25 protein-coding genes are annotated in these 20,854 nt (G+C 67.5%); 21 read left to right on the top strand and 4 right to left on the bottom strand.

Features of this window, described 5'->3' with window-relative positions; genetic code table 11:
• Positions 1-166 precede the first annotated feature (166 nt).
• The 4 genes from RS84_RS16320 (at position 167) to RS84_RS16305 (ending at position 3,080) form a co-directional block, all read left to right on the top strand.
• On the top strand, positions 167-1,192 hold the full coding sequence (locus RS84_RS16320; protein ID WP_045259267.1) for an aldo/keto reductase: 1,026 nt from the start codon (positions 167-169) through the stop codon (positions 1,190-1,192).
• A 79-nt stretch (positions 1,193-1,271) separates the two neighbouring features.
• On the top strand, positions 1,272-1,874 hold the full coding sequence (locus tag RS84_RS16315) for a histidine phosphatase family protein (protein ID WP_045258802.1): 603 nt from the start codon (positions 1,272-1,274) through the stop codon (positions 1,872-1,874).
• A 31-nt stretch (positions 1,875-1,905) separates the two neighbouring features.
• Positions 1,906-2,646: a 4-hydroxy-tetrahydrodipicolinate reductase gene (gene dapB, locus RS84_RS16310; RefSeq protein WP_045258801.1), complete on the top strand. Its 741-nt coding sequence runs from the start codon at positions 1,906-1,908 to the stop codon at positions 2,644-2,646.
• A complete protein-coding gene (locus tag RS84_RS16305) occupies positions 2,646-3,080 on the top strand; it encodes a hypothetical protein (protein ID WP_052676410.1) in 435 nt (144 codons plus the stop codon). The genes dapB and RS84_RS16305 overlap by 1 nt, the downstream gene beginning before the upstream one ends.
• On the opposite strand, the gene RS84_RS16300 is transcribed toward RS84_RS16305, so the two are convergent.
• From RS84_RS16300 to RS84_RS16290, 3 genes are all read right to left on the bottom strand, one after another.
• Positions 3,081-3,506, bottom strand: coding sequence for an OsmC family peroxiredoxin (locus tag RS84_RS16300; protein ID WP_045258799.1), 426 nt, complete (start codon positions 3,504-3,506; stop codon positions 3,081-3,083).
• An 85-nt stretch (positions 3,507-3,591) separates the two neighbouring features.
• On the bottom strand, positions 3,592-4,161 hold the full coding sequence (locus RS84_RS16295) for a DUF4395 domain-containing protein (RefSeq protein ID WP_045258798.1): 570 nt from the start codon (positions 4,159-4,161) through the stop codon (positions 3,592-3,594).
• Between the two features lie 22 nt (positions 4,162-4,183).
• Positions 4,184-4,594, bottom strand: coding sequence for a thioredoxin family protein (locus RS84_RS16290; protein WP_045258797.1), 411 nt, complete (start codon positions 4,592-4,594; stop codon positions 4,184-4,186).
• Between the two features lie 96 nt (positions 4,595-4,690).
• Here RS84_RS16290 and RS84_RS16285 point away from each other — a divergent pair, with 96 nt between their 5' ends.
• The 3 genes from RS84_RS16285 to RS84_RS16275 are packed head-to-tail and all read left to right on the top strand — an operon-like array spanning position 4,691 to position 6,736.
• A complete protein-coding gene (locus tag RS84_RS16285; protein ID WP_045258796.1) occupies positions 4,691-5,500 on the top strand; it encodes a thymidylate synthase in 810 nt (269 codons plus the stop codon).
• Complete coding sequence (locus tag RS84_RS16280) at positions 5,497-5,973, top strand: dihydrofolate reductase (protein ID WP_045258795.1); 477 nt, start codon at positions 5,497-5,499, stop codon at positions 5,971-5,973. The genes RS84_RS16285 and RS84_RS16280 overlap by 4 nt, the downstream gene beginning before the upstream one ends.
• A gap of 1 nt (position 5,974) precedes the next feature.
• Complete coding sequence (locus RS84_RS16275; RefSeq protein WP_045258794.1) at positions 5,975-6,736, top strand: SDR family NAD(P)-dependent oxidoreductase; 762 nt, start codon at positions 5,975-5,977, stop codon at positions 6,734-6,736.
• Between the two features lie 12 nt (positions 6,737-6,748).
• Here the strand turns inward: RS84_RS16275 and RS84_RS16270 are convergent, their stop codons facing one another.
• Positions 6,749-7,291: an NUDIX domain-containing protein gene (locus tag RS84_RS16270; RefSeq protein WP_045258793.1), complete on the bottom strand. Its 543-nt coding sequence runs from the start codon at positions 7,289-7,291 to the stop codon at positions 6,749-6,751.
• Positions 7,292-7,331: 40 nt separating this feature from the next.
• Here RS84_RS16270 and RS84_RS16265 point away from each other — a divergent pair, with 40 nt between their 5' ends.
• From RS84_RS16265 to RS84_RS16200, 14 genes are all read left to right on the top strand, one after another.
• Entirely contained in the window at positions 7,332-7,742 is a 411-nt protein-coding gene (locus RS84_RS16265) for an EF-Tu/IF-2/RF-3 family GTPase (RefSeq protein ID WP_045258792.1), read from the top strand.
• Positions 7,743-7,770: 28 nt separating this feature from the next.
• Positions 7,771-8,748 carry a 4-hydroxy-tetrahydrodipicolinate synthase gene (dapA, locus tag RS84_RS16260; protein WP_045259266.1) on the top strand — a complete coding sequence of 326 codons (978 nt, stop codon included), beginning with the start codon at positions 7,771-7,773 and terminating at the stop codon, positions 8,746-8,748.
• 67 nt (positions 8,749-8,815) lie between these two features.
• A complete protein-coding gene (locus RS84_RS16255; protein ID WP_045258791.1) occupies positions 8,816-10,492 on the top strand; it encodes a ribonuclease J in 1,677 nt (558 codons plus the stop codon).
• A 64-nt stretch (positions 10,493-10,556) separates the two neighbouring features.
• Positions 10,557-11,051, top strand: coding sequence for a GNAT family N-acetyltransferase (locus RS84_RS16250; RefSeq protein ID WP_045258790.1), 495 nt, complete (start codon positions 10,557-10,559; stop codon positions 11,049-11,051).
• Positions 11,052-11,141: 90 nt separating this feature from the next.
• Positions 11,142-13,838 (top strand): DNA translocase FtsK, encoded by a 2,697-nt coding sequence (locus tag RS84_RS16245; protein ID WP_045258789.1) that lies wholly within the window; start codon positions 11,142-11,144, stop codon positions 13,836-13,838.
• Positions 13,838-14,413, top strand: coding sequence for a CDP-diacylglycerol--glycerol-3-phosphate 3-phosphatidyltransferase (gene pgsA / locus RS84_RS16240; protein ID WP_045258788.1), 576 nt, complete (start codon positions 13,838-13,840; stop codon positions 14,411-14,413). Before RS84_RS16245 ends, pgsA begins: the two co-directional genes overlap by 1 nt.
• Positions 14,410-14,892, top strand: coding sequence for a CinA family protein (locus RS84_RS16235; protein ID WP_045258787.1), 483 nt, complete (start codon positions 14,410-14,412; stop codon positions 14,890-14,892). Before pgsA ends, RS84_RS16235 begins: the two co-directional genes overlap by 4 nt.
• A gap of 135 nt (positions 14,893-15,027) precedes the next feature.
• Positions 15,028-15,336, top strand: coding sequence for a helix-turn-helix domain-containing protein (locus RS84_RS16230; RefSeq protein ID WP_045258786.1), 309 nt, complete (start codon positions 15,028-15,030; stop codon positions 15,334-15,336).
• A gap of 18 nt (positions 15,337-15,354) precedes the next feature.
• Positions 15,355-15,579 (top strand): DUF3046 domain-containing protein, encoded by a 225-nt coding sequence (locus RS84_RS16225; protein WP_045258785.1) that lies wholly within the window; start codon positions 15,355-15,357, stop codon positions 15,577-15,579.
• 262 nt (positions 15,580-15,841) lie between these two features.
• Positions 15,842-16,885 carry a recombinase RecA gene (gene recA / locus RS84_RS16220; RefSeq protein ID WP_045258784.1) on the top strand — a complete coding sequence of 348 codons (1,044 nt, stop codon included), beginning with the start codon at positions 15,842-15,844 and terminating at the stop codon, positions 16,883-16,885.
• Positions 16,886-16,889: 4 nt separating this feature from the next.
• Entirely contained in the window at positions 16,890-17,735 is an 846-nt protein-coding gene (locus RS84_RS18795; protein WP_052676409.1) for a regulatory protein RecX, read from the top strand.
• A gap of 133 nt (positions 17,736-17,868) precedes the next feature.
• Complete coding sequence (gene miaB / locus RS84_RS16210) at positions 17,869-19,416, top strand: tRNA (N6-isopentenyl adenosine(37)-C2)-methylthiotransferase MiaB (protein ID WP_045258783.1); 1,548 nt, start codon at positions 17,869-17,871, stop codon at positions 19,414-19,416.
• Entirely contained in the window at positions 19,413-20,324 is a 912-nt protein-coding gene (miaA, locus tag RS84_RS16205; RefSeq protein ID WP_045259264.1) for a tRNA (adenosine(37)-N6)-dimethylallyltransferase MiaA, read from the top strand. Before miaB ends, miaA begins: the two co-directional genes overlap by 4 nt.
• Positions 20,321-20,851 (top strand): dihydrofolate reductase family protein, encoded by a 531-nt coding sequence (locus tag RS84_RS16200; RefSeq protein WP_045258782.1) that lies wholly within the window; start codon positions 20,321-20,323, stop codon positions 20,849-20,851. Before miaA ends, RS84_RS16200 begins: the two co-directional genes overlap by 4 nt.
• Positions 20,852-20,854: the final 3 nt, after the last annotated feature.

Genomic DNA, 20,854 nt, shown 5'->3' with positions numbered 1-20,854 from the left:
CTGTCGTATTCGATGTGATCAAAACGTTATACGGTGTTTCCGCGCCGTTCCCCGGATTGGTCAGAGGGAACGCCGTTCTCGCATACCCTCGAAGTACGCACCGGGGGGTGCACAGGCAGCAGTGACGCAAGATCGGAACGCACCGGTGGATGCGGGGGTGAGAATGATGCGGTTGTTCAGCGTAGGCGCAGGAGCGTCAGCCGAGCGTACGCTGGACGGGGCCGAGCATCCGTCCGCTCCCATCCCGATCGTCGGCGCGGGCGTCGGCGAGAGCGTCCGCGTGCCGCTGGGCGAGACCGGCTTCGACACGTTCCCGCTCATGCTGGGCGCTGCCGAGTTCGGCTGGAACGTCGACCTCGAGACGAGCCACGGCATTCTCGACAGGTACGTCGAGTTCGGCGGCAACGCGATCCACACGGCCGACGGGTTCTCCGGAGGACGCAGCGAGCACATCATCGGTCAGTGGCTGCGTTCGCGCGGTCACCGCGACCGCACACTGCTGAGCGTGCGCATCGGCGCACACGCCGACAACCCCGGGCTCGGCTCCGTGAACCTCGTGCGCGCCGTCGAGGGCTCGCTCACCCGTCTGGGAGTCGAGCGCATCGATGTCCTCTACCTCGACGCGACGCTCGATGCGACGACGAATCTCGAAGACACCCTCGCCACGGTCGAGTGGCTTGTCGAGGCAGGCAAGATCACGACGGTCGGAGCGTTCGGCTTCACGCCGGAGCGCCTCGTCGAGGCACGAATCCTCGCCTCGGCCGGCTATCCGCGCATCGAGGTGATCGATGCGCCGTACAACCTCATCAGGCGTCAGCCTTTCGAGGGCGATCTGCGACTCGTCGCCGGTGCTCAGAACCTCGCGGTCACGCCGTCGCACGCGCTGGAGCACGGCTTCCTCTCCGGCCGGCACCGCAGCAAGGCGCTGGCTGCCCAGGGTGTGCGCGGCGAGCAGCTGCGCAGCCACCTGAACCGGCGAGGCATCAAGATCCTCCGGGCGCTCGACCAGGTCGCGACCGACCTCTCGGTCCCGGTGGCCGCCGTATCCATCGCGTGGCTGCTGGCGCAGCGCACGATCGCCGCCCCGATCGTGAACACCTTCGCGACCGACCACGTCGACGAGCTCATGCAGGGTGCAGGCGTCACGCTGTCACGCGCGCAGCTCGCCGACCTCACTCGCGCGGGCATCTGAGCGTCGTCACGCGTCTGTCACATACCTGGCATATGGTGGAGTGAAGCCCGGCGGATGCTGGCGATGAAGCGAGCGAGTTGTGACGCATTACATATATCTGGTCAGACATGGTGAACATCAAGACGCCGAGCACGGTCTCGCCGACGGCCCCTTGTCGCCTCGAGGGCAGCGCCAGGCAGAGCTGATCGCCGACCGCCTGTCGGGACTTCCGCTCGATGCGGTCTGGCACTCGCCGCTGCTGCGGGCCAACGAGACCGCTCGAGCGATCGCCGCGCGACTTCCCTCGGTCGACCCTGAGCCGACCGCGCTGCTCTTCGATTGCGTGCCGACCGGCATGACCGAAGAGACCCCGGCCGTCTTCGAGCCCTTCTTCGGGGCCGTGACGGATGCCGAGATCGAGGCGGGTCGCGCGCAGATGGCCGACGCCGTCAACGAGTTCCTCGTGCGCAAGACCGGCGACGTGCACGAGGTGCTCATCACTCACAACTTCGTGATCTCCTGGTTCGTGCGTGAGGTGCTCGGCGCTCCGGAGTGGCGCTGGATGACCCTGAACCAGGCCCACTGCGGACTCACTGTCATCGCGCAGAAGCAGGGGCGACCCTGGACGCTGCTCACGCACAACGACACCGGTCATCTGCCCGTCGAGCTGCGCACCGGCATCCCCGACGGCATGCCGGTCTGACCGGTTGCCGCGCGCGAAATAGACTGGTTCCATGACAACGCGCGTTGCCCTGGTCGGCGGTACCGGCAAGCTCGGGACGATCATCCATGCCGTGATCGACGAGCTCGACGGGTTCGAGGTGAGCCGTGTGCTGACGTCATCCAGCGATCTCTCCGAGATGGACGGCGCCGACCTGGTCGTCGACGCGTCGACACCGCAGATCAGCATCGACGTCGTGCGGACGGCTGTCGAGCGGGGCATCAACGTCCTCGTCGCGACCTCCGGCTGGTCGGCCGAGCGCATCGCGCTCGTGCGTCCGCTCGTCGACGCGGCGGGCACAGGAGCAGTCTTCATCCCGAACTTCTCGCTCGGCTCGGTGCTGGGCACCGCCCTCGCCGCCGCAGCGGCTCCGTTCTTCGGCTCCGCCGAGATCATCGAGGCGCATCACGAGTCGAAGATCGACTCGCCCAGCGGAACAGCGGTGCGCACGGCCGAGCTCATCGCCGCGGCGCGAGCCGAGCAGGGGCCCGTCAGCGCCCCGCATGCCGATCAGCGTGCGCGCGGACAGCAGGTCGGCAGCGTGCCCATCCATTCGCTGCGCCGCCCTGGTGTCGTCGCCAGACAGGAGGTCATCCTGTCAGGGCCCGGCGAGTCGCTGATCTTCACCCACGACACGGTGGAGCCCGCCAAGGCCTACGCTCCCGGCATCCGCCTTGCCCTCCCGTTCGCGCGGAGCGCCGAAGGCGTGGTCGTGGGGCTCGAGAACATGATCGACATCGGCATCCGCTCGTGATGTCGCGCATCGGCGTCGCCCTGATGGGTGCTGCTCTGCTGGTCTACCTGGTCGTGGCCGTCTGGCTGGCGGTCATGTTCCTCGCCGTCGGCACGCCGGTGTCGATCGGCATGGGCGTCGCGCTGATCGTGCTTGCGCCGCTCGGCGCCTGGGCGCTGATCAGAGAGATGCAGTTCGGGTTCGCAGCCGATCGCCTCGGCCGGACGCTCGATGCGGAGGGCGGGATGCCGCCGGTGGAGACCGAGCTCACACCCAGCGGTCGGATAGCCAGGGCCGATGCCGACCCGCTGGTCGCCCGCTATCTCGCTGCAGCCGACGCAGAGCCCGCCGACTGGCGTGCGCGCTACAGGCTGGGGGTTGTGCAGGATGCGGCGGGGCGCCGCAAAGACGCCCGCGCCAGCATCCGCGAGGCGATCCGCCTCTCCAGAGTCTGATCAGGCGAGCGTGGCCTCGAGCGTGATCTCGATTCCCGCGAGCGCCTGAGACACGGGGCAGCCGGTCTTCGCGCCGTCGGCGATCTCCTGGAACTTCTCGGGAGTCAGGCCCGGAACCACCGCGTTCACGTTCAGGTGGCTGCCGGTGATGCCGGTGCCCGGCTTGAAGGTCACCGACGCGCTGGTGTTCACACGCTCGGGAGGAGTCCCGTTCTCGGCCAGGGCGTGCGAGAGCGCCATGCTGAAGCATGCGGAGTGCGCTGCCGCGATGAGCTCCTCAGGAGTAGTCGTGGTGCTGCTGCCTTCGCTGCGGGCCTTCCAGTCGATGGGGAAAGTGCCGAGGTTGGACGACGCGAAGGCTACCGTGCCGGATCCTTCGGTGAGCGATCCGGTCCAGGTGCTGTTGGCTTCACTGGTGACGGGCATGATGACCTCCGGTTCTCGCGCTGCCTGGGTGGCGGCGTCGCATCGTGGCCAGCCTATCGAGCGTGCACTTCGCGGGGAACCGCACTCAGGCGGATGCCGCGCGCCCGACCACGCCCGCGCGCTGCAGCAGAAGATACAGCTGGCAGCCGAGGCAGAAGGCGAAGGCGGCGTTGAGGAACGCGGCGATGAAGGCCGCCGCCGTGGCGATCGGCAGAGCCCAGGGCACACCGAGCACATGAAGGACGAGGCCGACGGCAACCACGAACAGCCCGACGCCCTGAGCGAAGCGCGGAGGACGCGGGTCTTCGAGCTCAGCCGGCGGCGCGAGTCGCGGGCGGATGGCACGGCGGAAGAGCGCGCCCCAGGGGGCGCTCTGAGGCCACGCGGCACTCCACAGGAACAGGAGCGCGATGACGACGGTCAGCAGGAAGGCGGGATCGAGGATGCGGTTCAGGAGGGGTGCGACCTGGATCGCCCAGTTGTCGCCGCCGAGGATCGCGAAGTCGAAGCCTGGCGCGAAGGACAGCCACGTTCCCGGGAGGTGCGCGGTCGAGATCCCGACCAGGCCGAGGAAAGTGGCGACGAGGAGAAGCACGGCGGTGATGGTCGCGGCGAATCGCGGACCACGCGGATCGATTCCTGCGGGGGCGGTCATTTCGGCTCCTGTCTTCGCGGTCTCAGACGGCCGCGAGGGCTTCGGCGAGGGCGTGCCGGTGCGGCACCCCGTTGAAACGGGCGCGGACGACTCCGGCATCGTCCACGAGGAAGGTCGTCGGTGTCTGCAGCACCTTGTACCTGTGAGACAGATCGGGCCGGTGCGTCAGATCCACCTCGACGTGCGCGAGCCCTTCGCCGCCCGCGGCGATCGATCCCAGCATTCGTCGCACCTGCGGGCAGCGCGCGCACATCTCGGTGCTGAACTGCACGAGGGTCGCGCGGGTCCCCAGCTCGGCGCGCGCGTCGGCGGGGTCGAAGCGCAGGTGCCCGCCGCCGCGGCGGCGACCGTCGAGCACGCGCGCCACCACGCCGATCACTGCGGCGATGAGCAGCAGTGCGCCGGCTGCGGCGAGAGCGGTGAGCGGCGACATGAGTCGAGAATACGATCGCCTGATCGCGTTGCGGGCGGGTGTTTCGCAATAAGACGCCCGGCTCCTGCGCGTGTCAAGGAAGGTAGTCTGACTGTCATGAGCGAAGCCGTGCCGACTCCGTACGAAGACCTGTTGCGCGACGTGCTGGAGACCGGCACGCACAAATCCGACAGGACCGGAACGGGCACCACGAGCGTGTTCGGGCGGCAGATCCGCTTCGACCTCGCGAAGGGCTTCCCGCTGATCACGACCAAGCGCGTGCACTTCAAGTCGATCGCCTACGAGCTGCTCTGGTTCCTGCGAGGAGACTCCAACGTGAGGTGGCTGCAGGAGAACGGCGTCACGATCTGGGACGAATGGGCGGATGCCGAGGGCGACCTGGGGCCTGTCTACGGCGTGCAGTGGCGATCGTGGCCCACGCCGGACGGCGGGAGCATCGACCAGCTGGCCGAGGTGATCGAGCAGATCCGCCGGACCCCCGACTCCCGGCGCCTGATCGTGTCGGCCTGGAATCCCGCCGACATCCCCGACATGGCGCTCGCCCCGTGCCACGCGCTCTTCCAGTTCTACGTCGCGGATGGCAAGCTCTCCTGCCAGCTCTATCAGCGCAGCGCAGACCTCTTCCTCGGCGTCCCGTTCAACATCGCCTCGTACGCGCTGCTGACGCTCATGGTCGCGCAGCAGGTGGGCCTCGAGCCCGGCGACTTCGTGTGGACCGGTGGCGACTGCCACATCTACGACAACCATGTCGAGCAGGTCCGCGAGCAGCTCTCGCGCGAGGCCTACCCGTACCCGACGCTGCGTTTCGCTCGCACGCCGGAATCGATCCTGGACTACCGGTACGAGGACTTCGTCGTCGAGGACTATCAGCACCACGCGCCGATCAGGGCGGCGGTGGCCGTATGACCTGGGTGGGACTGATCTGGGCCGAGGCGCACGGCGGAGTCATCGGAGCACAGGGCGGGATGCCGTGGCATGTGCCCGAGGACCTGGCGCACTTCAAGGACACGACGCTCGGTGCACCCGTCGTGATGGGGCGCAAGACCTGGGATTCGCTCCCTGAGCGGTTCCGCCCGCTCGCGGGCCGCGAGAACATCGTGATCACCCGTCAGCAGGATTGGGCAGCCGTCGGCGCGCGCCGCGCGGCCACGGTCGAAGAGGCTGTGCGCGGGCAGGATCGGGTATGGATCATCGGCGGAGCCGAGATCTTCCGTCAGGTGATCGCGGATGCCGATCGCCTCGAGGTCACCGAGCTCGACGTCGAGGTCGACGGCGACGCCTACGCCCCTTCGAAGTCGGGCTGGAGGCTCGTCGACGAGGGGGAGTGGCGCACCTCTCGCAGCGGCATCCGCTATCGGTTCCTCGGATACGAGCGCTGAGATGCCCACCGCTCTGATCACGGGTGCCAGCGCCGGATTGGGTGCCGAGTTCGCCCGCCAGCTGGCCCGCAGACGCGCCGACCTGATCCTGGTCGCCCGCTCGATCGGTCCGCTCGAGGAGCTCGCGGCCGAGCTGCGCAGCGCCCACGGGGTCGCGGTCGAGGTCATCACGGCCGACCTCGCGGTCGCGGACGACGTGGATCGAGTGGCCGCCCGTCTGCGCGACGAGGATGATCCGGTCGACCTGCTCGTGAACAACGCCGGCTTCGGCCTGCCGCTACAGTTCGCCGACAACGACATCGACGACGAGGTCCGCCATCTGCGGGTGCACGTCGAGGCGTCCATGCGGCTCATGCACGCGGCATTGCAGACGATGCGCAGACGGGGAGGGCGGATCATCAACGTCGCCTCAGTCGCCGGGTTCATCTCGCGATCGACCTATTCCGCGTGCAAGAGCTGGCTGATCGGCTTCAGCCGATGGGCGAACGCCGAATACTCCCGCGATGGAGTCAGCGTGACCGCGCTGTGCCCCGGTTTCGCGCACACGACGTTCCACGAGCGCATGGGGCTCGAGCAGGGCGAGGAGGGCGTGCCGCGCTTCATGTGGCTGCACGCACCCGAGGTCGTGCGCACGGGATTGCGCGACGCGGCGCTCGGGCGAGCGGTGTCGATCCCGTCTCTGCGTTATAAGGCGATCGTCGCGCTCGCGGGCATCCTTCCGCGGTCCCTCACCTCCGGCGTCGCGCGCCGAGGTCGAGTCTGACCCTCATCGGCGTCAGCGGAATCGCCCGAGCCTGATGCCCGCGTAGGCGACCGCGGCGACGGTCTCGCCGTCGGTGATCCGGCCATCAGCGATCATGGAGAGCACCTCGTCGAACGGCACCCATGTGACCGCGTCGATGCCCTCTTCGGCCTGAGTGCGTGCCGCGCCCGCCTCGGCGTGCCGCAGGCCGCGGGCGAGGAACACGTGCTCCGGTGCATCCGCGATGCCGTTCAGCGCGTTCATCGTGCCGATCGGCGTCCACTCCGCCGCCTCGAATCCCGTCTCCTCGAGGAGCTCGCGCCGTGCGGCGACGAGCGGATCCTCGCCGTCGCTCCCGCCCGCCGGCACCTCGACGGACGTCCCGGTCGTGTACCGGTCGAGGGTGACGAGGCAGACGCGGTCGTCGGCGTCCAGAGCGACGACGAACACCGCGGGATGCCGCATCGTGACCACGCCGTAGACGCCGTCGCCGGCAGGACCGGTGACACGGTCCTCCCGGACGTAGATCCAGGCGTTCTCGTACACCGATGCGGAGTCGTGCGTCTGCCAGCCCATGGGTTCGAGCCTAGGCGAGGGCGCTGCCTAGGATCGACGCATGGGCTGGTTCGGAAGGAAGCGCGATCCGCAGGACGCGAACGAGATGCTGCGGCAGTACAACGAGGCCGAGGCAGCGCGCCTCGCCGGGCTGTCGAGCGGCTCGAACCTCGCCCCGACGACCGTCTCGGCCTCGTTCTCCTCAGCGGAGTTCGCCGTGGAGGACGTCTTCACGATCACGGGCAGGGGACAGGTGGTGACGGGCACTGTTGCCTCGGGTGTCATCCGGGTCGGTGACCGCATCGTCGTGCTGCGCGACGGCGCGGATGTCGGCTCCTCGGAGATCACCGGCATCGAGATGTTCCGCAAGAAGGCCACGGAGGCGGCCGCGGGCACTCTGGCCGGTCTGCTGCTGCGTGGCAGGGTCGACGTCGCGCGCGGCGACGTCATCCGCACATCCGCGTCAGCGTGAGCGAGTGCCGAACCTATACGCTGGGAACATGACGCACTCGGGCAATCCTTTCGGACAGGTTCTCGTCGCGCTGGTCACTCCGATGACCGCCGACGGCGAAGTCGACTGGCCCGCCGTCGAGAAGCACATGGATGACGTCATCACCGCGGGTGCGGACGGCATCGTCGTGACGGGAACGACCGGCGAGACCTCGACCCTCACAGACCCTGAGAAGCTCAAGCTCGTCGAGGTCGGCAAGTCGGTCTCGGCAGGCCGCGCCAAGATCATCACGGGCGGCGGTTCCAACGAGACCGCACACGCGATCGAGCTGTACAAGGCCAGCGAGAAGCTCGGCGCAGACGGCATCATGATCGTCACGCCGTACTACAACAAGCCGACCCAGGCCGGCATCCTCACGCACTTCCGGCTGGTCGCCGACGCGACCGATCTGCCGGTCATCCTGTACGACATCCCGGGACGCACCGGGGTGCCGATCAAGTACGAGACGATCCTGCGCCTGGCGAAGCACCCGAACATCCTCGCGGTGAAAGACGCCAAGGGTGACTTCTCCGAGGTGAGCCGCGTGCTCAACCAGACCGATCTGATGTACTTCTCCGGTGACGATGCGAACGTGCTCCCGCACCTCGCGATCGGCGCCACCGGACTGATCGGCGTCACCGCGAACATCACCGCGACCCCGTACCGCACCATCGTCGACGCCGTGAACCGTGGCGATCTCGCCACGGCGACCGCAGAGCACAAGCGCCTCGAGCCGCTCGTGCGCGCCGCGATGACCCACGTGCCCGGCACCGTCGCGGCCAAGTACATCCTGCACGGACTCGGACGCATCTCGAGCCCGCGCGTGCGTCTGCCCCTGGTCGGCCCCGAGGAGTGGGAGGCCGCCCTCATCGAGGACGAGCTCGCCCTCGTCGCCGATGTGCCCGGCGCGGACTTCTCGAACTTCCGGCCCGACCGCAATGCGGCCGCGGGCGGCGCTCTGCCGAAGGTGCACGGCACCACGCGTTGAGCACGGCGCGGCCGGCCGCGCCACCATGAACGAACGGACGCGCGGAGTGTCCGACAGAGGAGACAGCATGTCCATCCCCATCGCAGATCCGACAGCACTCGACGACGGGACCCTGCGCGTCACACCGCTCGGCGGCCTCGGCGAGATCGGTCGCAACATGACCATGTTCGAGTACGACGGCAAGATCCTGATCGTCGACTGCGGCGTGCTGTTCCCCGAGGAGCACCAGCCGGGCGTCGACCTGATCCTGCCCGACTTCGAGCCGATCAGGCACCGCCTCGACGACATCGTCGGCGTCGTGCTCACACACGGGCATGAAGACCACATCGGCGCGGTGCCGTACCTGCTGCGTCTGAAGAGCGACATCCCGCTGATCGGCTCCGGCCTGACACTCGCGCTCGTCGAGGCGAAGCTCAAGGAGCATCGGATCAAGGCCTTCACGCTCACGGTGAAGGAGGGCCAGCAGGAGAAGGTCGGCCCGTTCGATCTCGAGTTCGTGGCGGTCAACCACTCGATCCCCGACGCGCTGGCGGTCGCGATCCGCACGCCGGCCGGCATGGTGCTCGCCACCGGCGACTTCAAGATGGACCAGCTGCCGCTGGACGGACGCATCACCGACCTGCGCGCGTTCTCGCGTCTCGGTGAAGAGGGGGTCGACCTGTTCCTGGTCGACTCGACCAACGCCGACGTCCCCGGCTTCACGCCGACCGAGCGCTCGATCGGCCCCGTGCTCGATCAGGTGATCGGCAGGGCTCCCCGGCGGGTCATCGTCGCGAGCTTCTCGAGCCACGTGCACCGCGTGCAGCAGGTGATCGACGCCGCGCACGCGCACGGTCGCCGGGTGGCCTTCCTCGGCCGTTCGATGGTGCGGAACATGACGATCGCCGAGCAGCTCGGCTACCTGAAGGTGCCGGACGGCGTCCTGATCGACTTCAAGAAGGCCCGCGACCTTCCCGATGAGCAGATCGTCTACATGTCCACCGGTTCGCAGGGCGAGCCGATGGCCGTGCTCAGCCGCATGGCCAACATGGACCACGCGATCGAGGTCAGCGAGGGCGACACGGTCATCCTCGCCTCGAGCCTGATCCCGGGCAACGAGAACGCCGTCTACCGGGTGATCGACGGGCTGACCAAGCTCGGCGCGAACGTCGTTCACAAGGCCAACGCGCGAGTGCACGTCTCGGGTCACGCCGCCGCCGGAGAGCTGCTGTACTGCTACAACATCCTCAAGCCCAAGAACGTGCTGCCTGTGCACGGCGAGTACCGCCACCTGATGGCGAACGCCAAGCTCGCCCAGGACACGGGCATCGCGGAGGAGCGCACGATCATCGCGTCGAACGGCACGGTGATCGACCTCAAGGACGGCGTGGCGCGAGTGGTGGGCCAGCTCGACCTCGGGTTCGTCTACGTCGACGGCTCCACGGTCGGCGAGATCACCGACGCCGACCTCAAGGACCGCCGGATCCTGGGCGAAGAGGGTTTCGTGTCGGTGATCGTGGTGGTGGATGCCGGAACCGGACGCATCATCTCGGGCCCCGAGATCCACGCGCGCGGCATCGCGGAAGACGACTCGGTCTTCGACGATGTGGTGCCGAAGATCATCGCAGCGCTCAAGGACGCATCCGGCAACGGCGTGCGCGACACGCACGCCCTGTCGCAGGTCGTCCGTCGCACGATCGGCCGCTGGGTCAACCAGAAGCTCCGCCGCCGGCCGATGATCGTGCCCCTGGTCATCGAGGCGTGATGCCGGCCTCGGGCTCACAGGCCCTCGTCATTCGGGTGTAACCGGCGCACCCTATGCTCTGGTCATGACCGAGCAGTTCTCGATCCGCCCCGCCGCCCAGAGCGACGGCAGCTTCCTCGGCGACATGGTCGTCGAGGCGGCGAACTGGCGTGGCGGAGCGCCTCGAGCGCGGCACGAGATCCTCACCTCGCCCGTGCACCGTCGGTACATCTCCGGATGGATGCGCCCGGCGGATGCCGGCTTCGTCGCGGTCGATGCCGGCGGCAACGAGATGGGCGCCGCCTGGTACAGGATGCTGCCGCGCAGCGACCCCGGTTTCGGCTTCGTCGAGACGGCTGTTCCCGAGCTCATCATCGGAGTGCTGCCGATCTGGCGCGCCCATGGCGTCGGCCGCACGCTCCTGCGGCGGCTCGTCCTACACGCGCACGAGCAGGGCCATAACCGGCTCAGCCTGAGCGTCGAGCACGACAACTTCGCCCGCAACCTCTACCGCTCAGAGGGCTTCGTCGTGACGGGACACGTCGACGGTCGCGACACCATGGTGCATCGACTCTCCTGACGCCCTTCGGGTACTCGGGTCCGTTGCCGAAGGATGCCGTAAAGCCGCGTCATTACGGGCTTTGTCGGTCGCTGGCCGTAACGTGAGAGCATGCCCAGGAGCACTACGAAGTCCGCGCGCGCGTCGGCGAGCGCGCCGTCGCGCCCGAAGCGGCAGACCGCGCCGAAGGCTCAGGCGGCTCCCAAGAAGTACATCGACGAGGCCGACAAGCCGCCCGTCGCCGTCCGCGCGTGGAACGGCATCGCACATGGGGTGGGCGGTCTCTTCCGTGCGTTCGGTCCCGAGACCCTCGAGAAGGACGACCGGCGGGACGGCTTCCCCTTCCTGCTCGTGCTGCTCGCCATCGCCGGAGCGGTGAACGAGTGGTTCTTCATCGGCAACGAGGTGGCGACGAACATCAGCGCCTACTCGGTCGGAGCGCTGGTCGGCCGGGTCGCCTTCGTCATGCCGGTTCTGCTGCTCCTGCTGGCGGGATGGCTCTTCCGGCATCCGTCGTCCGTGCACGACAACGGCCGCATCGGAATCGGGTTCGGGCTCTTCGTGATCTCGATGGCGGGCTTCTGCCACATCGCCGGGCGTACGCCGCAGCCCAAGCAGGGCATGCTCGCGCTCAGCGATGCCGGCGGACTGTTCGGATGGATGGTCGGGCAGCCGCTGACCTACCTGACGACCATTCCCGCCTACATCGTGCTCGCGCTGCTCGCGGGGCTCAGCATTCTGATCCTCACCAAGACTCCGCCGAACCGCATCGGACAGCGTCTTGGCGACCTGTACGCGTGGATGTTCGACGCGGAGCGGGTCGAGAAGCCGGCCAAGGACGCGGCGATCGACGACGCCGACAAGGTCGATGACCCGGATGTGCTCCCGTGGTGGCGGCGGAACAAGACCGGCCGTGAGGAAGACCCCGACGAGGGGACCCTCGGATCCGACGACATCACCGCGCTCCTCACGACCTCCGAGCCGACACCGACCCCTGCGTACGACCAGGCCGTCGTCGTCGAGGATCCGTACGACGCCGCGACAGAGGTCCTCTCCGACGTCCGCTCGGTCGCCGATGCGCTGGCCGGTCAGCAGAACACGGCGCTGCTCGACGACTCCGACACGGGCGACATGCCCGAGCTGCCCGGCCTCGACGGCTTCGGCACCGACGGCCCGGGGGAGCGGGGTCCGCAGGCTCCGGTGGCACCGTACATCCTGCCCCCGCCCAGCCTGCTGGTCGAGGGCCCGCCGCCGGTCGTGCGCTCCGAGGCGACCGACAAGGTCATCGAGCAGATCACGAGCGTGCTTTCGCAGTTCAAGGTCGACGCCAAGGTCACCGGCTTCTCGCGCGGCCCGACGGTCACGCAGTACGAGGTCGAGGTCGGCCACGGCGTCAAGGTCGAGAAGATCCTTCAGCTGAGCAACAACTTCGCCTACGCCGTCGCATCGAACGACGTGCGCATCCTGTCGCCGATCCCCGGCAAGTCCGCGATCGGAATCGAGATCCCGAACGCCGATAAGGAGATGGTCGCCCTCGGCGATGTGCTCCGCTCTCCGGCTGCGCAGAAGAGCACGCATCCGATGACGATCGGCGTCGGCAAGGACGTGGGCGGCAACATCGTGATCGCCAACCTCGCGAAGATGCCGCATCTCCTGGTCGCCGGCTCGACCGGCTCGGGAAAGTCAAGCTTCGTGAACTCGATGATCACGAGCCTGCTGATGCGCGCACGCCCGTCGGACGTGCGGATGGTGCTGATCGACCCGAAGCGCGTCGAGCTCACCAGCTATGCGGGGGTTCCGCACCTGATCACCCCCATCATCACGAACCCGAAGAAGGCCGCCGAGGCTCTCCAATGGGTCGTGAAGGAGATGGACATGCGGTACGACGACCTCGCGTCGTTCGGATTCCGGCACATCGACGACTTCAACCGCGCCGTGCGCGCCGGCGAGGTCGAGGTGCCTGTCGGCAGTGAGCGAGTGCTGAAGCCGTACCCCTATCTGCTGGTGGTGGTCGATGAGCTCGCCGACCTCATGATGGTCGCCCCACGCGACGTCGAGGACTCGATCGTCCGCATCACCCAGCTCGCCCGTGCATCCGGCATTCACCTGGTGCTCGCCACGCAGCGACCCAGCGTCGATGTCGTGACCGGTCTGATCAAGGCCAACGTGCCCTCGCGTCTCGCGTTCGCCGTGACCAGCGTCACAGACAGCCGCGTCATCCTCGACAGCCCTGGTGCCGACAAGCTCATCGGTCAGGGTGACGCCCTGTTCTCGCCGATGGGCTCGTCCAAGCCGTTCCGCCTGCAGGGCGCGTGGGTCGACGAGAAGGAGATCGACGCGGTCGTCAAGCACGTCACGCGTCAGGCGCGTCCCGAGTACCGCTCCGACGTGCAGGAGGCGATGGACCCGGCCAAGAAGAAGGAGGTCGACGAGGACATCGGCGACGACCTCGAGCTGCTGCTCGCGGCTGCCGAGCTCATCGTGTCGTCGCAGTTCGGCTCAACATCGATGCTCCAGCGAAAGCTCCGCGTGGGCTTCGCGAAGGCCGGACGCCTGATGGACCTTCTCGAGTCACGGGAGATCGTCGGCCCGTCCGAGGGATCGAAGGCGCGCGATGTCCTGGCGACCGCCGAGCAGCTGCCCCAGGTGCTGGCGAAGCTCCGCGGCGAGGATGCGCCGGCGGCGCCTCCGGCTGCAGCCGCGGCTCCGAGCCATTCCCACGATCCGGTCGAGGCGCAGTTCGAAGGACTTCCCGTGGTCGAAGCAGAAGGCGATGAAGACGCCTGGGGACTCACGGGCCGCGACTGATGGCGATTCCCCGGCAGCTTCCGAATGCGATCACCGTCGCACGGATACCCCTCGCAGTGGTCTTCTTCGTGCTGCTGCTGCTCGGCGGCACCTATGGAGAGCCCGACCTCGTACTCCGCTGGGTGGCCGGTGCCCTGTTCATCCTGGCGATATCGACCGATTGGGTCGACGGATATCTGGCGCGCAAGTATGACATCGTCAGCGACTTCGGCAAGCTGTGGGATCCGATCGCCGACAAGCTGCTCACGGGCGCCGGATTCATCGGGCTCGCGATTCTCGGCGAGGTCAACTGGTGGATCGTCGCGGTCATCCTGGTGCGCGAGTGGGGGATCACCGTCCACCGGCTCATGATCGTGAACGAGCACGTCGTGGCCGCAGCCTGGATGGGCAAGCTCAAGACCGCGGTCCAGGCCGTCGCGCTCGGCTGGGCGCTGCTGCCGCTGCACGTCCTGATCGGGCTGCAGCCGTGGACCATCGTCACCACTGTGCTGATGATCGTCGTCCTGGCTCTCACGGTCGCGAGTGGCATCGACTACATCGTCGCCCAGGTGCGGGGCTCCCGAGCGAAGGCATGAGCGGAGCATCCGATGTCTTCGACGAGCTGCGCTCGCGAGGATGGACACTGGGAATCGCCGAATCGCTGACCGGGGGAGCCGTCGCTGCGGAGTTCGTCTCGGTATCGGGCGCGTCGGCCGTGCTTCTCGGAGGCGTGGTCGCATACGCGACGCCCGTGAAGCACACGCTGCTGGGAGTGAATGCCAGTCTTCTCGAGGAGCATGGCGCGGTTCATCCGCTGGTGGCAAAGCAGATGGCCGACGGAGTGCGGTCTGCCGTCGCCGTCGACGGGCGACGAGCGGATGCCGGCATCTCGACGACCGGAATCGCCGGGCCCGACTCCCCCGACGGCCAGCCAGTGGGCACGGTGCACATCGGCGTGGTGACGCCCGCTGGCGAGCGGACGGAGGCCTTCCACTTCTCCGGCGATCGCGCCGAGATCAGGGCCCAGAGCGTGCAGGCGGCCTTCGCGACGATGCTCGAGCTGCTGCGGGAATAGACGACCCCTCGTGAAAGTTGACATGAGTGTGCTCACATTCAAACCACAGGGTGTCAAGGTAGATTCTGTGCAGGCAAGAGGTATTAGACTGGCGATCTCTTCGAGGGAAACCTCGGGAACTGGGAGGAGGTTCCGATGATTCTCGTACGACAGGAAATCGGCGATGTGCTGAGGGACTTCCGTCAGCAGAAGGGGCGCACGCTCCGGCAGGTCGCGAGCAAGGCATCCGTCGCTCTCGGCTATCTCAGCGAGGTGGAGCGCGGGCAGAAAGAAGCATCGAGCGAGATTCTCGCCTCGGTCGCAGAAGCTCTCGACGTCCCCATCTCGACGATCATGCGCGAAGTCGGCGATCGCATCTCGGTGCTCGAAGGCATCCAGGTCTTCCCCGACGTCGTTCCGGACGATCTCGTCGCATCGATCGAGCCGCAGCTCACGCTCCGCTGATCACGCGACCTCTTCTTCATGCGTCGCAGTGAGTTCCTCCGCGCCGTCGACGTCGAATTCGGGGGCCGTGCGTCGTCTCTGGTCAGTGACCTCGTCCTGACTCAGATGGGTGACCGCACGGCCGCCGAGGCTCTGGCAGCGGGCGTGCCGCCGCGTGAGATCTGGCTCGCACTGTGCGCGGAGATGGATGTTCCTCTCGAGCGCCGTCATGGCGCGGGGCGCCTGGAGCCGCGCAAACGCTGAACCGCTGTTCGAGTGTTCCGTCTCTCGACACGCCGAGGAGCCCATCTCCTCGAATATGTGTTCGATGAGGCGTAGTCTTCTGCACAAGTGGTTCTGATGCCGTGTTATCCACCATTCGTGGGCGTCTCGATGCAATGTCCGAGGCCTCTCGTACGGTGAAGACAAGGCCTCGAAGCCATACGCCTTGTCGGAGAGCTCGCCCCATCCGGGGGAGGGCCGCGACAGCCTACAGGCGGCAACACGCGAGCAGAAGGAACACATCATGCCATCACCCGCAGACCGCGAGAAGTCCCTCGAGACCGCCCTCGCCCAGATCGACCGCCAGTTCGGAAAGGGCTCGGTCATGCGGCTGGGCAGCGATGAGCGCGCTCCTGTCGCCGTGATCCCCACCGGATCCATCGCCCTCGACGTCGCTCTCGGCGTCGGCGGCCTGCCGCGTGGACGAATCGTCGAGATCTACGGTCCGGAGTCGTCGGGTAAGACGACTCTGACCCTGCACGCGATCGCCAACGCCCAGCGCGCGGGAGGAATCGCTGCGTTCATCGACGCCGAGCACGCTCTCGATCCCGATTACGCCGCGAAGCTCGGCGTCGACATCGACGCTCTGCTCGTCTCTCAGCCCGACACGGGTGAGCAGGCGCTCGAGATCGCCGACATGCTCGTGCGCTCCGGCGCCATCGACCTCATCGTCATCGACTCCGTGGCAGCGCTCGTGCCCCGCGCGGAGATCGAGGGAGAGATGGGCGATTCGCACGTGGGTCTGCAGGCCAGGCTCATGTCGCAGGCTCTCCGCAAGCTCACGGGTGGCCTGAACCAGACCAACACCACGATGATCTTCATCAACCAGCTGCGCGAGAAGATCGGCGTCTTCTTCGGATCGCCCGAGACCACTGCCGGCGGAAAGGCGCTGAAGTTCTATGCGTCTGTGCGGATGGACATCCGCCGCATCGAGACGCTGAAGGACGGCACCGACGCAGTGGGCAACCGCACGCGCGTCAAGGTCGTGAAGAACAAGATGGCGCCGCCTTTCAAGCAGGCGGAGTTCGACATCCTGTACGGCGTCGGCATCTCCCGCGAGGGCAGCCTTATCGACTTCGGGGTCGAGCACGGCATCGTCAAGAAGTCGGGGTCGTGGTACACCTACGACGGTGACCAGCTGGGACAGGGCAAGGAGAATGCACGATCGTTCCTCCTCAAGAACCCCGACATCGCGCTGGCCATCGAGTCGCAGATCAAGCAGAAGCTCGGCATCGGAGCGCCAGCGGCTGCTCCTGCCGACGAGCTCGCCGAGCGTCGCCCGGCCTGATGTCGTGAACGCGGATGACGAGCCGCTCGCACCTGTGATTCCGCTCTTCGGCGGAAGACGCAAGGGCGACGAGTCCACGGGTCTGGGAGGGGACGCTGAAGCCGCTCCCTCCCAGGCCACTCCGGAGGCGGAGCTCTGGCGCTCGACCTGGGCGTCATCGTCGCCTCGACCCTCCAGCCACGCCGATGCCGCACAGTCTGGCTCCCGCGAGACCTATGCCGGGACGCCGAGCGAGCGTCACCCGGCGAGAGGCGCAGCGGGTCGATCAGCGCCCCGACTGCGCGCTCTCGCCGCGCATGAGGAGTTCGATGGGGGAGCCGCCGGCAGCGCCGATCCTGAGGAGCTCAAGAAGGCGGCAGAGGAGATCCTCGTCCGGAGATTGCGAACGCGCTCGCTGTCGGTGTCCGAGGCGCGCCTCGTGCTGCGAGGCTTTGAGCGTGACGAGCTCAGGCTCGCCCCGGAGCAGATCGACGAGGTGATCGACGACTTCTGCCGTCGGGGCTACCTCGACGATGCGCTCCTCGCCGGCCACCTCATCACCTCGGGCGTCGAGCGCAAGGGGCAGGGACGAGTCGCCCTGTCTCGCGCGCTGGCGCAGAGAGGCATCCCCCGGGAGGTGATCGACGCTGCACTCGGCGATCTTCCCGACGACGATGTCGAACGGGCCCTCGAGTTCGCGAGGACGAAGATGCGCTCGCTCGGGCGGCTGGATCCGGAGACCGCCAAGCGACGGCTCTCCGGACAGCTCGCTCGCCGCGGCTACTCCGGAGGCGTGGTCAGCTCGGTGATCCGAACGGTGATGGGCGAGCACTCGTCCGGTCGTCGGCCCTCCGGCGTGAGATTCGAATGAACCCACGACGATCGGCTCGCTCGGTGGGACGTGCCGGGTCGAGCCGATCGTCTTCCTCTCGGATGCGACGTGGGATCGATGGATGGCGCCGTCAGCGCACGGTGCTTCGTGTCGATCGTAGAATCGAAGGACCATGACTATCCCTCGCAGCGAACCGACGATCATCGACTCGTCGTCGGCAGCATTCGACATCGACGGGCGGCAGCGCTCGTACGAAGTGCGCACCTTCGGGTGCCAGATGAACGTCCACGACTCGGAGCGGCTCTCTGGCTCTCTGGAGAGCGCCGGCTACGTACGCGCGGCCGCCGGCGACGAGGCCGACGTCGTCATCATCAACACCTGCGCGGTGCGCGACAACGCGGCGGGAAAGCTCTACGGAACGCTGGGTCAGCTCGCGTCCGTCAAGCGGCGCAAAGACGGCATGCAGATCGCCGTGGGCGGATGCCTGGCCCAGATGGACAAGCAGGCGGTGCTGGACAAGGCGCCGTGGGTCGACGTCGTCTTCGGAACGCACAACATGGGTTCGCTCCCCGGACTCCTCGAGCGTGCTCGACACAACGGCGAGGCCGAGCTCGAGATCCTCGAGTCGCTCGAGGTGTTCCCGTCGACGCTTCCCACCAAACGCGACTCCGCGCACAGCGGCTGGGTGTCGATCTCGGTCGGCTGCAACAACACGTGCACGTTCTGCATCGTGCCGCACCTGCGCGGCAAGGAGAAGGATCGCCGTCCCGGCGACATTCTGAACGAGATCCGGCTTCTCGTCGAAGACGGCGCGATCGAGATCACCCTGCTGGGACAGAACGTCAACTCCTACGGCGTCGAGTTCGGCGATCGCCAGGCCTTCGGCAAACTGCTGCGCGCCGCAGGCGAGATCGAGGGTCTCGAGCGAATCCGCTTCACGAGCCCGCATCCGGCCGCGTTCACCGACGACGTGATCGACGCGATGGCCGAGACTGCGAACGTCATGCCTCAGCTGCACATGCCGCTGCAGTCCGGCAGCGACAGCATCCTCAAGGCCATGCGGCGCTCATACCGCAGCGAACGCTTCCTCGGCATCATCGAGCGGGTGCGCGAGCGCATTCCGCACGCGGCCATCACCACCGACATCATCGTCGGCTTCCCCGGCGAGACCGATGAGGACTTCGAAGACACCATGCGGGTGGTCGAGCAGTCCCGGTTCTCCGGTGCTTTCACATTCCAGTACTCGATTCGCGAGGGCACCCCGGCCGCGACGATGGAGAACCAGGTTCCGAAGGAGGTCGTACAGGAGCGCTACAACCGCCTGATCGCCCTTCAGGAGCGGATCTCACTTGAAGAGAACCAGAAGCAGGTCAGTCGCGAGGTCGAACTGCTCGTGTCTGTGGGTGAGGGCAAGAAGGATGCCGAGACGCATCGTCTGACCGGACGAGCGAAGGACAACCGTCTCGTGCACTTCGAGGTGACTCCCGGTTCGGAGCTTCCTCGCCCGGGCGACGCGGTCACGGTGACGATCACGCATGCGGCGCCCTTCCACCTGCTTGCTGATGACCCGACCGGCCAGCCGCTGCGCATCCGTCGCACACGCGGCGGCGACGCCTGGGACCGCGCGCAGGCCGAATCGTGCGCGGTGCCGTCTCCCGCGTCAGACGGCTCTCCTCGCGCGGTCTCCCTCGGCGTGCCGACGCTGCGCGTGGGCGTGTGAGCTCACCGCGGCTCTGGGCGGTCGTCGGGGCGACGGGCACGGGTAAGAGCGACTTCGCGCTTGACCTCGCCGGGCGGCTGCGGGAGCAGGGGAACCCTGCCGAGATCGTCAACGCCGACGCCATGCAGCTGTATCGGGCCATGGACATCGGCACGGCGAAGCTCCCGGTGGAGGAGCGACGCGGCATCCCGCACCATCTGCTCGACGTCCGTGACATCACGGAAGAGGCGGCAGTCGCCTGGTACCAGCCGCTTGCTCGGGCGGCGATCGCTGAGATCCACGCGCGAGGGGGCGACGCCATCCTCGTAGGGGGCTCGGGACTTTACGTCTCCAGCGTGGTGTTCGACTTCCGCTTCCCGCCGCGCGATCCGGCGATCCGTGCGCGACTCGAGGGTGAGCTCGACGAGCTCGGCGCGGGCGCGCTCCTTGAGCGCCTGCGGGCTGCGGATCCGGAGACGGCCACTCGCATCGATCCGCGCAACGGTCGCAGGATCGTGCGCGCTCTCGAGGTGATCGAGCAGGGCAGCACCACGCACCAGGCGACGCTGCCTGCGGCGCCCGAGCTGTGGCATCCGTCATCTCGCCTGATCGGCCTGCACGTCGAACGGAGCCGTCTCGTGGAGCGCCTCGATGCCCGCGTCGAGCGGATGTGGGCGGCTGGACTGGTCGATGAGGTGGCACATCTGCGAGGGATCGGCCTCGAGCGCGGCGCGACCGCCAGCCGCGCGATCGGCTATGCGCAGGCGCTCGGCCAGCTCGACGGGCGGCTCACGCGGGCCGAGGCGATCGCCGAGACGCAGGCGCTCACCCGACGCTATGCCCGCAGGCAGGTGTCGTGGTTCAAGCGCTACCCGGGACTGGAATGGGTGGATCCGCTGTCGGATGCCGGTGCCATGATCAGGGCATGACCACGCACTATTACACGGCCACGAGCCTCGACGGCTTCATCGCGACGGAGGATCACTCACTCGACTGGCTGCTGAAGCAGGACATAGACCTTGACGGCCCGATGGCCTATCCAGGGTTCGTCGACTCGATCGGCGCTCTCGCCATGGGGTCATCCACGTACGAGTGGGTCATGCGCGCGGAGAACGGCACATGGGGATACCAGCAGCCGACCTGGGTATTCACGCATCGGAACCTCCAGTCTCCTGCCACCGGTGACGTGCGCTTCACGCAGGCCGACGTGCGCGATGTGCATGCGCAGATGACGGACGCGGCAGGCGGCAAGGATCTGTGGATCGTGGGCGGTGGTGATCTCGCGGGCCAGTTCGCGGACGCAGGTCTCCTCGACGAAGTCTGGCTGCAGTACGCACCCGTGACCCTGGGTGCGGGAGCACCCGTGCTGCCACGAGAGCTCGACCTCGAACTGATCGAGGTCGCCCGCAACAGGGCGTTCTTGTGCGGGCGCTATCGGGTGATCCGCGCTGAATAGACT

Source organism: Microbacterium hydrocarbonoxydans (assembly GCF_000956475.1).
Classification (GTDB): domain Bacteria; phylum Actinomycetota; class Actinomycetes; order Actinomycetales; family Microbacteriaceae; genus Microbacterium; species Microbacterium hydrocarbonoxydans_A.
The sequence above is the reverse complement of the archived record's forward strand: the minus strand, read 5'-3'. Positions and strand labels throughout refer to the sequence as shown.